This window comes from Allosphingosinicella indica, from assembly GCF_900177405.1.
In the GTDB taxonomy this organism is placed as follows: domain Bacteria; phylum Pseudomonadota; class Alphaproteobacteria; order Sphingomonadales; family Sphingomonadaceae; genus Allosphingosinicella; species Allosphingosinicella indica.
Map to the genome: position 1 here is coordinate 1,214,704 of NZ_LT840185.1, position 12,576 is coordinate 1,227,279.

Consider the following 12,576-nt stretch of genomic DNA (forward strand, 5'->3'; position numbering starts at 1 on the left):
TAGATGAGATTGATTATCAATAATCTTGATCGGGCATGCAGGAATTTCCGCCGTGCGCGGCGGGCGGTGACGCTCGGCCTGCTGCTCGGCGCGGCTGTTCCGGCGTCGCTTGCCGCGCAGCAGAGCAACAGCGCCGATCCGATCATCGGCCCGCCGGTGATCAGCGATTTCGAGCTGCCGGGCAACCGCACCACCCCGCCGATCATCCCGCCGCGTCCCAGCCCGACGCCGACGCCCGCGCCGTCTCCGGTTCCTGTCGTCACGCCACCACCGGCACCGCGCGCGACCCCGACGCCAGCACCTGCGCGGCCCCAGCCGAGCCCGACGCCCAAGCAGCGCGCGACTCCGGCCCCCGCGCCCCAGCCGCCCGAACCGCGACCGGTGATCGCCGAGACGCCCGCGCCTGAAGCGACGCCAACGCCGGAGCTGGTGCCCGAGCCAGTGTCCGCCCCGCCGATCGCGGAGCCCACGCCCGAGGCCGTCGCCCCCGCGCCGCAGCCCGCCGAACAGGACCTGCCGTGGCTGTGGATCGCGCTCGGCATCCTCGCCGTCGGCGCAGTCGGCTTCCTCGCCGGCCGCAGGCTACGCCCCTCACGCGCCGAGGCAGAGACCTACTCGCCGCTCGACGAAGCTGCGCCGCAGCCCGCACCGCCCGTCCGCCCCGCGCCCGCCGCGCCGGTCGTGGCACCGACTCCGGCGCCCAGGCCCCGCCCCCGGCTCGAGGTCGCGTTCCAGCCCGATCAGTTCGACGTCACCGGCACCGAAGTCACCATCCACTTCACCGTCATCGTCAACAACGCCGGGCCGGTGCCGGCCGAGGACATCCACATCCTCGCGCGCATGTTCAGCGCCAGCCACGACCAGCCCGCCGAGATCGCCGCCTTCTTCGATTCCGGGCCGAGCGGCGCGGCGCAGGGCATGGACCTTCCCGGCGAGCATGGCGTCCGATTCCAGAGCGCGGTCCACATCCCGCTCGCGCAGGCCCGGATGCTGACGGTCGAGGGGCAGAAGATCTTCGTGCCGACGGTGGCGTTCAACGTCGTCTATCGCTGGGCCGGGGACGGGCGCGGCCAGACCGCGGCTTCCTATGTCGTCGGCGTGGTCGGCGCGGAGGGCGGGCGGCTCGGCCCGTTCCACATCGATCGCGGCCCGCGCCGCTACCGCAAGATCGCCGCGCGCGAGATCGAGTTCAAGCGCGCGGTCTGATCGCTCACTTCAGGCGGGCGGCATACCAGTCGAGATAGCGCTGCAGCCGGTCGCGCACGAAGCTCGGCCGCTTCAGCCCGTGATGCTCGCCGGGGTAGATGATCATCTGCGTATCGACGCCGCGGCTCTTCAGCGCCTGGTACATCTGCTCGGTGGCGATCAGCGGCACGTTCCAGTCCTGCTGGCCGACCAGGAACAGCGTCGGCGTCACGATCTTCTGGTTCTGGAAGAAGGGATAGGAGACGCGCATCCACGTCTCAGGCGTTTCCCACGGCTTGCCGAGCTCCAGCTCATATTCGCGGATATATTGGTCGGTGCCGTAGCCCGCGAGGACGTTGGAGATGCTCGCGCCGCTCGTCGCCGCCTTGAACCGCGTGTCGCTGGCGATGACGTAATTGGTGAGCATCCCGCCATAGCTCCACCCGCCGACACCCAACCGCGCGGGATCGGCGATCCCGCGCGCCACCGCATCGTCCACCGCCGCGAGCACGTCGGGCACGTCGACCGATCCCCAGGCGGCGAAGATCGCCTTGGCATAATCCAGCCCGCGCCCGGTGCTGCCGCGCGGGTTGCTGGCGATCACCGCATAGCCGTTGGCGGCGAAGAGCTGCCATTCGAACATGAAGCGCATGTCATATTGGCTGGTCGGCCCGCCGTGGATGCGGAGCAGCGCCGGTTGCGGCCCGGATGCGCCTGCTGCGCGCGTCAGGAAGCCGCCGACTTCGGTGCCGTCGGCGCTCTTCGCCCGCGTCTCGCTCACCGGCGCGAGCGTCACGTCCTTCAGCCATGCCTCGTTCTGGCGCGAGAGCGGGCGCAGATTGCCGCCCTCCAGCGCATAGATTTCGCTCGGCCGCATGGGATCAGTCATCTGCACCGCGGTGCGTCCCTTGCCGCCCGCGACGATCGTCTCGATCACCCGCCGTCCGTTGGAGACCGGCGTCACCGCACCGCCCGTCGCCGGCACGCGGCCCAGCCACTGGATGCCGTCATCCTCGACGATCAGCCGGATCGACTTGCCGTCCGCCGACCAGACGGGATTGGAGACGTTGCGGTCGAGCCGCCCGGTCAGCAGCCGCGCCGGTCCGCCGTCCGCGGGCGCGACCGCGAGCGTCCGCATGCCGAAATAGACGAGTTCGTCGGGGCCGCCCTGCAGATAGGCGATCTGCTTTCCGTCCGGGCTCCACGCAGGATAGCTGTCGGTATCGGGGTCGTTGTCCGCGCCCGCAAAGCGGGTGACCTTGTTCGGCTCGGCACCGCGCGCCGAGGCGGCGACGGTGAAGAGGTCGAAGTTGAAGCTCCGGTCGGGATCGGCGTCGCGGTTGGAAACGAAGGCGATGCGGCTGCCGTCGGGCGAGAAGACCGGCATATGCTCGTCGAAATCGCCACTGGTCATGCGATGCGCGGTGCCGGTGGCGAGATCGAGCAGCATCAGCCGCTGGCGCTGCTTGCCGAGATAGCCGTCGATATCCTGCTTGAAATGGAAGCGGTCGATGACGATCGGCTTCGGCCGCTCTTCGCGGTCCTTGGAAGCGCCCGCACCTTCCGCTTTGGCCTCGGGCTGCACGCCGGGCGTCTCTGGGTCGCCGGGGCGCGGCGGCTGCGGCACCGCCCCTTGTGCCGCCGCATTGCTCGCCGCGGCCGGGTCCGGGTCCGCCACGATCAGCGCGATGCGCTTCGAATCGGGCGACCATGCATAATCGACCACCGATCCGGCGAGATCGGCGGAAACGCGCGCCTCGCCGCCGTCGCGGCTCATCAGCCACAGCCGGTCGCGCTCCTTCTCATCGGCGCGCGAGGAGATGAAGGCGATCGTCAGCCCGTCGGGGCTGAACCGCGGCGTCGATTCGCTCTCGCCGCGCCGCGCGGTGAGCTGCACGCTGCGCGTTCCGTCCCAGCGCGACATCCAGATATGCGTTTCGCTGCGGTCCTTGGCCACATCGACCGATCCGACCGTATAAGCGACCCACTCGCCAGCCGGGTCGATCGCCGGCGCGCCGACCGTTTTCAGCCGCGCGAGGTCGTCGAGCCCGATCGGCCGCGCCAGCACCGGCGCCGTGACGACGAGCGCCAGCAGCGCGCCAAGATGAAGTCCCCGCATGATGTCCCCCTATTTCCCGGTCAGACCGCCGGGTAGCGCAGCCGTCCGAGGAAGCGGCTGAGGCTGGGCCGGTGCAAGCTCCCCTGCCGCCACTGGGCCTTCCATTTCTCGAACTGCATGACGTTGCCGATCCGCCGGTCGAGGAAGGCGCGTGTCACCGCCTCGTCCTCGCTCTCGTCGTCGAGCCAGACGAGCGTCGTCGATCCATAGACCCCGGTCAGGATCGCGCGCTTGCTGTAATGGTTGAAGTCGGTCGCGGTATCGCCCGCCAGCCGCCACATCCGGTCCGCCGCGCGCCAGGCGAGCTTTGCCGCGCGCGGGCCGTTCCGCGGCTGGCCGAGAATCGCCAGCGCGCGGCGCAGCGCTTCCTTGTGCGGCCGCGCTTCGCTGAGGCGGAACAGCACCAGCTCGCGGATGCGCTCGCGGATCTTCAGCGCCGCGATCCGCTCGGGCGGAAAGGCCTTCGCCATCGCGATGTCGATCGCATCGAACCAGGCGTCGATCATCTCCACCGCACCGCCCGGAAAGGCGAGCCGCGCGCGATCGGCCGGCACGCCAAGCTCCCCCGCCGCCATCGCCAGCGCCTTCTCGCCCCACCCGTCGAACACCGCATGCGCCGGAATGCGCGGCGCCAGCGCCTCCTTCAACTCGTCGAGGGTCATGTCGGCAGGTGCGATATCGGTCATCGCGGCAAGATGCGCTCGCGGGCGGCGCGGTGCAATCCCATGTCCTACATCACCGCATTCTGCGATGATCGGCGCGTTCGGCTCTTTCGCATCGTCCGCCCGCATCCCGCCACAAGGCTGCTCCGCCGTATCCCCCATGGCCAGTGCGAACATTGGGAACATTCGCGCTTCGCGGGAGTAAGCCCCTCCCCTTGATGGGGAGGGGTTTGGGGTGGGGTGGCGTCTCCACAGAAGGCGCCAACATTTCCACCGCCACCCCCACCCAAACCCTCCCCCATCAAGGGGGAGGGCTTCACGCCGGCGCGCGTCGCTCCGGCAGCCGAATCAGCACCAGCGCCACGCAGATCAACAACGCCCCAGCGGCGTCGGTCACGCTGAACCCCTCGCCATAGGCCGCCCAGCCGATCGCCGCGGCGAGCACCGGCTGCATGAGGAGGCCAAGCCCCACCACCAGCGGCGAGAGATGCCCCATCGCGAAGACCAGCAGCCCCTGGCCGATGACCTGGCTGCCGAGCGACAGCAGGATGAGCGGCGTCCAGTCCTGCGGCACCACCGTCTCGCCCAGCACGAGCGCGGCAATCAGCAGCGGCAGGAGCCCGGCGAGCGTCGCCAGCGCCAGCACCGGGATCGGCGCCAGCGCCTTCCGCGCCCTATCCACCGCGATCAGGTAGCAGGCGTAGAACACCCCCGCGAGCAGGGTGAGCAGATCGCCCGCCAGATTCTGCGGCGACAGTTCGTAGCTCGATCCGAGCAGCAGCACCGTCCCCACCATTGCCAGCGCGATGGCGATCGTCTGCACCGGGCGCGGCAGCATCCGCATCACCACGAAGCCGTAGGCCGCGAGCAGGAAGCCGCTCATGTTGCCGAACAAAGTCGCGTTGGCGAGCTTGGTGTGGAGGATGCCGGCATGCCAGGCGGCAAGGTCGGCGGCGAAGAACAACCCGCCGAGCAGCAGCGTCACCGCCATGCCGCGGGTGATGCCGGCAAAGGGCCGCGGCGCCGCGATTCGCGCCATCGCGAAGAGGAAGGGCAGCGCGATCGCCAGCCGCCAGAACCCCGCCGCGACCGGCCCGACATCGGCCAGTCGCACCATCCAAGGCCCGAAGGCGAGCACCACGTTGGCGATCAGCAGCGCCGCAAAGGCCAGCCGCTGCAAACGCCGCGCATCAGGATCGGCCGCTGGGTGCATGGCCCCGCGCTAGCGGGGCGCGGACAAAGGTCAAGCGGCCGGATCAGCCCCGCGCGAAGGCTGCGATATCGGCGGCAAGCTGCGGGGCGTGCGTGGCGAACAGGCCGTGCGGGGCGCCCTCATAGACCTTGAGTTCGGCGCCCGGGATCAGCGCGGCTGTCGGTCGCCCGGTCATTTCGAGCGGCGCGGAGGCATCCCTGGTGCCGTGGATGACGAGCGCGGGCCGGTCGATGGCGCGCAGCTCGGCGCGGAAATCGGTCGTCGTCATCGCCTTGTTGCATTCGATCAGCGCCTTCAGCGACGCCGCCTCCATCATCGCCTTGATCCAGCGGCGCATGCCCGGCGAGGTTTCGGGCAGCACGAAGGGCGCCTCGTTGGCGTCGATCCAGGCGGGAAAATCCGCCGCCATCTGCGCCCGCGCCTGCGCGAAGAAGGCGGCATCGACACCGCGCGGATTGTCCGCCGTCTTGAGCAGGAAGGGCGTCGCTGCCGGCGCGACAAAGACGAGCTTGGCGATCCGCCGCGCCTCACGGTGGCGGAGGATGCGGACCAGCTCGCCCGCCGCCATCGAATGGCCGACGAGCACGACGTCGCGAAGGTCGCGCTCCGCCATGACGCCGGCGAGATCGCCGGCGAGCGTGTCATAATCATAGCCGTTGCCCGCATCGCCCGAACGCCCGTGGCCGCGCCGGTCGTAGGCGATGCAGCGGAAGCCCTGGTCGCTCAGCGGCTGCATGACATAGGACCACATTTCCGAGGCCAGCGCCCAGCCGTGGACGAACAGCACGGGCCGCCCCTCGCCCCAGTCGCGCACGAACAGGCGCGGTGCGGAGTGCAGCGACTTTGCCCGCACCGATGCTGCGCCGGCCGGCGCAGCCGCCAGCGCCGCCAACCCCGTCAGTCCGAAAAATCCGCGGCGGTCCATATGTGCTCTCCCTGTCGTCTGCACCGGAATGGCGCAGCGAGGGAGGCAGAACAATTACGCCTGAGGTAAGCGCTCAGAACGGGCAGATCAGCCCTGCAGCCGCTTCCGCAGCGCCAGCATCGCCAGCGCCGCCCTGGCCGCCTCGCCGCCCTTGTCCTTGTCGTCGCGGCGGGCGCGGGCGAGGGCCTGGGGTTCGTTCTCGACGGTGAGGATGCCGTTGCCGATGGCGAGGCCTTCCAGGGTCAGCGCCATCAGCCCACGCGCGCTTTCGCCGGCGACGATCTCGAAATGATAGGTCTCGCCGCGGATGACGATGCCGAGCGCGACATAGGCATCGTAGCGGCCGCTCTCGGAGGCCAGCGCGATGGCGCCCGGCACTTCCAGCGCGCCGGGCACGGTGACGACGTCGACGTCATGGTCATCCAGCGCCGCCTTGGCACCTTCGAGCAGCAGGTCGTTCAGATGGTCGTAGAAGCGGGCTTCGACGATCAATATCCGCGCCATCTCAATCCTCCGGTTCGGCGATCGGCCGTTCGCCGACGATGGCGAGGCCATAGCCGGACAGCGCGACCGGCGTCAGGTGGCTGTTGGTGAGCAGGACCATGTCGTGGACGCCGAGCGCCGCGAGGATCTGCGCGCCGACGCCGTAATCGCGCAGCGCATCGCCCTCGCCCGCGGGCGCGCTGCCGGCGCGGACGTGGAGCGCGCGGGCCAGCGCATCGGGCATCGGCTTGTTGATGACGACGATGACGCCAGCGCCTTCCTCGGCGATCGCCTTCATCGCGCCCTCCAGCAGCCGCGATCGCGGCCCGGCCTCGGCAAAGCCGTCGCTCAGGAGGTTGAGCGCGTGCATCCGGACCAGCGTCGGCTTGTCCGGATCGATATGGCCCTTCACCAGCGCGATCTGCTCGGTTCCGGTCGCCTTGTTGAGGAAGGTGCGCGCGCTCCACGTGCCGCCCCAGCGGCTCTCGAACGCGGCGTCGGCGGTCTGCACCACGACATGATCCTTGCGCAGGCGATAGGCGATGAGATCGCGGATCGTGCCGATCTTGAGGCCGTGGAGCTGGGCGAAGGCGATGAGATCGTCCATCCGCGCCATCGTCCCGTCCTCGCGCATGATCTCGCAGATCACGCCCGATGGGTTGAGCCCGGCGAGCCGCGCGACGTCGACCGCCGCCTCGGTATGCCCGGCGCGGACCAGCACGCCGCCGTCGCGGGCGATCAGCGGGAAGACGTGGCCCGGCGTCACCAGTGCCTCGGCGCCGTGCGCGGCGTCGATGGCGACGGCGATGGTGCGCGCGCGGTCCGCCGCGGAAATGCCGGTGGTGACGCCCTCGCGCGCCTCGATCGAGACGGTGAAGGCGGTCTCGTGCCGGGTGCCGTTGTTGCGGCTCATCAGCTCGAGGCCGAGCTGCTCGACGCGCGACCGGCCGAGCGCCAGGCAGACGAGCCCGCGGCCGTGCTTGGCCATGAAGTTGATCGCGTCGGGCGTCGCCATCTGCGCGGGGATGACGAGATCGCCCTCATTCTCGCGGTCGTCGTCATCGACCAGGATGAACATGCGGCCGTTGCGTGCCTCGTCGATGATCGCCTCGGGGCTCGCCATCACGTCGCGCTGCCCGCTGGCGAGGAAGCGTTCGAGCTTGCCGAGCGTGTCGGCGGTCGGATTCCAGTCCGCCTCGCCCAGCTTGCGGAGCGAATTGGGGTGGAGTCCCGCAGCGCGGGCGAGGCCGGCGCGGGACATGTCGCCCGAAGCGACGAGATCGTGGATCCGATCGATGAGGAGGCTGCTCATATGCGCCGCGCTATCACAGGCTGATGTGATACGGGAGTCGCAAAAATCACATCAGGCTGTTGCAGAAACCTGCATCATCCGCCGCATATAGCGCGCCAGTACGTCGATCTCGATGTTCAGTGAACGGCCCGGCGCGAGATCGCCCAGCGTGGTCTCGGCCGCGGTGTGCGGGATGACGTTGATCGTGAAGCGGACGCCGCCGTCTGCCGCATCGGAAACCTCGTTGACGGTGAGTGAAACGCCGTCGAGCGTCACCGATCCCTTGGCGGCGATATAGGGCGCGAGGGCACGCGGTGCGGTTATCGCGAGGCGGATCGAGCCGCCCGCCGCCTCGACGCTCTCCACCGTCCCGATGCCGTCGACATGGCCGGTGACGATATGCCCGCCGAGCTCGTCGCCGACTTTGAGTGCGCGTTCGAGATTGAGGCGCTGACCCTCGTTCCATAGGCCGTCCGCGGTGCGCGCGCGCGTTTCGCCGGACACGTCGACCGCGAACCAGCCCTCGCCCTTGTCGACGACGGTGAGGCACACGCCCGAGCAGGCGATCGACGCGCCGAGATCGACGCTGCTCATGTCGTAGCGCGTGGCGATGCGGACGCGGAGGTCCGCGCGCTGCTCGACCGCTTCGACGGTGCCGATATCGGTGATGATTCCGGTGAACATCAGTTTCGTTCGCGCTCGTAGACTTCCAGCCGGTCCCTGCCAAGCATACGCGCGCCGGTCAGGCGCCAGCGGCCGTGCGCGGCGGCGAGGTCGGTGAGGCCGATCCAGCCGAGCGCCGACTTGCCGTCGCCCACCAGGATCGGCGCGCGGTAGATGAGCAGGCGGTCGACGAGATCGGCGGCGAGGAAGGCCGAGGCCGCGGCCGATCCGCCCTCGACCAGCAGGTCGTTGACGCCCTCCAGCGCGAAAATCTCCTCGGGCGCACCGATCCGCGTCCAGCCCTCGGGCGCCGCGCCGCGGGTGAGGAGGGCGCGGCGCGGGGAACGGGCTTCGAGCCCGGGCAGCCGCACGTCGAGCCTGGGATCGTCGGCTTCCAGCGTGCCGCGGCCGACCAGGATCGTGTCGCAGCGCGCGCGCTCGAGATGGACGTCGGCGCGCGCATCCTCGCCGGTGATCCAGCGGCTCTCGCCCGAGGGGAGCGCGATCTTGCCGTCGATCGACATGGCGAGCTTCAGCGTCACGAACGGGCGGCCGGCGCGGATGCGCGTGAGGAACCCGGCGAGCGAGGCGGCGGCGGCATTGGCGCCTTCGCCCACCACCACCTCGATCCTGGCGTCATTGAGCCGCGCAAAGCCCTTGCCGTCGGTGCGCGGATCGGGATCGCCGAGCGCCGCGACCACACGTGCGATGCCCGCGGCGGCGATCAAGTCGGCGCAGGCGGGGCCGCGCTCGCTCCGATGCGCGCACGGTTCGAGCGTCACGTAAAGCGTCGCGCCGCGTGCGCTATCGGCCGCTTCGTCGAGCGCGATCGCCTCGGCGTGGGGCCGCCCGCTGGACGCGGTTGCGCCGCGGCCGACGATCCTGCCCTGGTTGACGATGACGCAGCCGACGTTGGGGTTGGGCGCGGTCGTCCCGCGGGCGTCCTCGCCCAGCGCGATCGCCGCCGCCATCGCCTCCGCGTCAGTCATCCATGCCGAGCTTCTTCTCCAGCCGCTGGAACGCGCGCTGCCGTTCCGCGAGCGCTTCCTCGCGCTCCTTCTGGCGCACCTCCTGCGCGGCCTTGATCTCGTCGTCGCTGCGGTCGGCCTGCCAGCTCTCGACATAGATGAGCTGCTCGCCGGGCATGATGTTGATGCGCGCGTCGATGATGAAGCCGGCGATGATCAGCGCCGGCAGCACGACCGCAAGCAGGCCGGCGATCCAGTGATGGCGGCTGCGATTGCGCAGGAACGCGCGAAGATCGGCCCAGAGGACGCGGGGCGGGGAGGGACGGGGGAGCGGCACGCCGGAGAAGATAGGCGCACCGCCGCCGCCGCGCCAGCCCCGGCTAGCCGCGGATCTGGAAGATCACGGTCATCACCAGGCTGCTCTCGACCGCGCGGCCATCGACCGTCGCCGGGCGGAACCGCCAGGCGCGCAAGGCATGGCGCTGGGTCGCCTCGAACAGCGAGTCGCTCGGAGCCGCGATCCGCTCGACCGCCTTGACCCGCCCGTCGGCACCGATGGTGAGCCGCACCTGCACGCGACCCTCGATCCCCTGCCGCTCTGCCGAGGGCGGATAGGGCGGCTGCAGCACCGAGCCGCGATCCATCCGGGCGTCGACGCGCACCGGATCGGGCGTCGGCGCGGGCATGGGGGTGGGAATGATCGTGGCTTTTCCGACGCCCTCGTCGACGGGGCCGGGAAGTGGCCGTTCGGGCAGCGGCGGATAGATGATGCGATCGACCGGGGGCACATCGACGATCCGGTCGACCACCGGTGTCTGCGGCAGCTCGATCTTGGGCTCGATCTTTTCTGGTGGGTTCTCGGGCGGCGTCACCTCTTCGAGAACGAATTTCGTCTTCAGCGGCGGGATGATCTGCTTGATCGGCATGTCCATCTTCGCGAGCGCCAGTGCCGTCAGCGCGGCGGCGTGGACCGCGATGACGACGACGACCGTGGCGGGGCTGCCGCGCCGCGGCCTGTAGCCGTGTAATTCCATGGCATCTCTCCTTGTCGCACCGGTTTGCCCGGCTGTCAGAAAAGATACGTTATCTCATAATGAGACACCATCACCTGGATTGGGGAGGCTGTGGAAAATGAGGGGCTTAGCGGTCGCGGGCGAGTTTCTGGAGGCTGTCGATCGCGCTCTGCAGGCGCAATTCGCCGGGCAGCGGCACGAAATCCTCGCGCGTCACCGGCGGGACTTCGCGGCGGCGGACGCGGCGTGCGCGATGCGCGAGACCGCTTTCCAACCGTTCCATCAAGCCGGGGATCGATTCGTCCTCGGTCGGCCGTGCGGGCGGCGGCGCGGCTTCCGCTTCGGGGAAGGCATAATCCTCGCTGAGCGGGAAGGGCTCGGGCTCGGCCAGTGCTTCTGCCTCGACGACTGGAACTTCGTCGGCTTGCGGCGGCGCTTCGGCAAGCGCGGGGGCGGGCCAGTCGAAGGCTGGTTCGCCGAGATCGTCACCGGCGCGGATAGGGCGGCGCGACGGGGCATCGGGATGCGCATCGGCACGGCGCACGCGTGGCGCATCGGCGGTGGCGCGGCGCGGGCCGGGGCCGAGCGCGCGGAGCAGCAGGAACAATCCGCCGAAGCTCAGCAATGCGGCGATCGCCCCTACCCCAAGCCGCGCGGTATTGCCGAGCGGCGGCGCGGCGGCGGGAAGCAGTGCGGGAAGCCCGCTCGCCAAGACCGCCGCCTCGAAGAGATCGCCGGGCATCGCGAACGCGACGAAGGCCACCGCGAGCGCCGCAAACCCCGCCATGCCCGCGTCGATCGCGCCCTTGGAGGATGCCGATTTCAAAAATTGGTTCGCGATCACGCCGGTTTGCCCGTCAGTCTGTGGTAGACGGGAGCGTAGCGCGAAATATTTGACGACCAGTTACGCTCCGCTTCGACGAATGCCCGGGCATTCGCGCGGCGCTCGTCCCAGCCCGCACGGTCCGCGAGCAGCCCGGACAGCGCATTGGCGATCGCTGCCGGGTCGCCCGGCGCGAACAACGTGCCGGTCACGCCGTCCTCGATCAGCTCGCGATGCCCGCCGACCGAAGAAGCGGCGACCAGCTTGCCCTGCGCCATTGCCTCCAGCGGCTTGAGCGGCGTCACCAGCTCGGTCAGCCGCATCGCCTTCCGCGGATAAGCGAGGATGTCGGTCAGCGCATAATAACGCTCGACCTCTTGGTGCGGTACGCGGCCGACGAAGAGGATGCGATCGGCGACCAGCGATGCGGCGGCTTGCGCGCGGAGCGCCTGCTCCATCGGACCGCCGCCGACGAGCAACAGCCGCGCGCGGGGGCGTGCGGCAACCAGCGCAGGCATGGCGGCGACGAGATCGTCGAGCCCCTCGTAATCATAGAAGGAGCCGATGAAGCCGATCACCTCCGCGCCGTTCAGCCCCAGCGTGGCGGCGAAGGCGGGATCGGGCGGCGGCGGATCGCCGAACAGGTCGAGATCGACGCCGTTGGGCGAGACGAGGATCTTGTCCGGATCGGTGCCGCGGCGGACGAGATCGGCGCGCAGCCCCTCGCAGATCACCGCCACCGCATCGGCGCGGCGCACCGCCCAGCCTTCGAGCGCGCGGGTGGCGCGGTAGCGGAGCGATCCCTCGCGCCCCGTGCCGTTGCCGACCGCGGCATCCTCCCAGAAGGCGCGTATCTCATAGACCAAAGGCAGCCCGCGCCGCCGCGCGACGCCGAGCGCGGCAAGCGCGGTCAGCACCGGCGAATGGGCGTGGAGGATGTCGGGGTCAAAGGCCTCCGCCACCGCGTCCATTCGTGCAGCGAGCGCCTTGATCTCGCCGCGCTCGCGCAGCAGCGGCGGCCCGGCGGGACGGCCGGGCGTGCGGAAGAAGCGGATGCCGTCCACCACCTCCTCCGCCGGACCTTCTGCGGCGTGGCGCTGGCTGGTGGCGCAGGCGACCTCCCACCCCAGCGCCTGCTGCGCCTTGACGATGGCGCGGGTGCGGAAGGTGTAGCCGCTGTGCAGCGGCAGGCCGTGATCGAGGATGTGGAGCACGCGCATCGCCGCCCTCC

13 protein-coding genes are annotated in these 12,576 nt (G+C 70.0%); 1 reads left to right on the top strand and 12 read right to left on the bottom strand.

Annotated features, from left to right (window positions below; genetic code table 11):
• The first annotated feature begins 3 nt into the window (after positions 1-3).
• The gene (locus tag B9N75_RS05980) at positions 4-1,206 is read left to right on the top strand and encodes a hypothetical protein (RefSeq protein WP_157123718.1); all 1,203 of its coding nucleotides are present in this window, start codon (positions 4-6) and stop codon (positions 1,204-1,206) included.
• Positions 1,207-1,210: 4 nt separating this feature from the next.
• On the opposite strand, the gene B9N75_RS05985 is transcribed toward B9N75_RS05980, so the two are convergent.
• From B9N75_RS05985 to B9N75_RS06040, 12 genes are all read right to left on the bottom strand, one after another.
• On the bottom strand, positions 1,211-3,304 hold the full coding sequence (locus B9N75_RS05985) for a S9 family peptidase (protein ID WP_085217977.1): 2,094 nt from the start codon (positions 3,302-3,304) through the stop codon (positions 1,211-1,213).
• A 20-nt stretch (positions 3,305-3,324) separates the two neighbouring features.
• On the bottom strand, positions 3,325-3,990 hold the full coding sequence (locus B9N75_RS05990; RefSeq protein ID WP_085217978.1) for a COQ9 family protein: 666 nt from the start codon (positions 3,988-3,990) through the stop codon (positions 3,325-3,327).
• 292 nt (positions 3,991-4,282) lie between these two features.
• Positions 4,283-5,179 (bottom strand): DMT family transporter, encoded by an 897-nt coding sequence (locus tag B9N75_RS05995; protein WP_085217979.1) that lies wholly within the window; start codon positions 5,177-5,179, stop codon positions 4,283-4,285.
• Positions 5,180-5,222: 43 nt separating this feature from the next.
• Positions 5,223-6,104, bottom strand: coding sequence for an alpha/beta fold hydrolase (locus B9N75_RS06000; RefSeq protein ID WP_085217980.1), 882 nt, complete (start codon positions 6,102-6,104; stop codon positions 5,223-5,225).
• An 87-nt stretch (positions 6,105-6,191) separates the two neighbouring features.
• Complete coding sequence (ribH, locus tag B9N75_RS06005) at positions 6,192-6,608, bottom strand: 6,7-dimethyl-8-ribityllumazine synthase (protein ID WP_085217981.1); 417 nt, start codon at positions 6,606-6,608, stop codon at positions 6,192-6,194.
• A gap of 1 nt (position 6,609) precedes the next feature.
• A complete protein-coding gene (gene ribB / locus B9N75_RS06010) occupies positions 6,610-7,899 on the bottom strand; it encodes a 3,4-dihydroxy-2-butanone-4-phosphate synthase (protein WP_085217982.1) in 1,290 nt (429 codons plus the stop codon).
• Between the two features lie 51 nt (positions 7,900-7,950).
• Positions 7,951-8,562 (bottom strand): riboflavin synthase, encoded by a 612-nt coding sequence (locus B9N75_RS06015; protein WP_085217983.1) that lies wholly within the window; start codon positions 8,560-8,562, stop codon positions 7,951-7,953.
• Positions 8,562-9,512, bottom strand: a complete 951-nt coding sequence (gene ribD, locus B9N75_RS06020) for a bifunctional diaminohydroxyphosphoribosylaminopyrimidine deaminase/5-amino-6-(5-phosphoribosylamino)uracil reductase RibD (protein WP_085219430.1) — start codon at positions 9,510-9,512, stop codon at positions 8,562-8,564. Before ribD ends, B9N75_RS06015 begins: the two co-directional genes overlap by 1 nt.
• Before the next feature lie 10 nt (positions 9,513-9,522).
• On the bottom strand, positions 9,523-9,846 hold the full coding sequence (locus tag B9N75_RS06025) for a hypothetical protein (protein ID WP_085217984.1): 324 nt from the start codon (positions 9,844-9,846) through the stop codon (positions 9,523-9,525).
• A 43-nt stretch (positions 9,847-9,889) separates the two neighbouring features.
• Complete coding sequence (locus B9N75_RS06030) at positions 9,890-10,543, bottom strand: energy transducer TonB (RefSeq protein WP_085217985.1); 654 nt, start codon at positions 10,541-10,543, stop codon at positions 9,890-9,892.
• Between the two features lie 106 nt (positions 10,544-10,649).
• On the bottom strand, positions 10,650-11,348 hold the full coding sequence (locus tag B9N75_RS06035) for a hypothetical protein (protein WP_210189351.1): 699 nt from the start codon (positions 11,346-11,348) through the stop codon (positions 10,650-10,652).
• 14 nt (positions 11,349-11,362) lie between these two features.
• A complete protein-coding gene (locus B9N75_RS06040; protein WP_085217987.1) occupies positions 11,363-12,565 on the bottom strand; it encodes a TIGR04063 family PEP-CTERM/XrtA system glycosyltransferase in 1,203 nt (400 codons plus the stop codon).
• Positions 12,566-12,576 lie beyond the last annotated feature (11 nt).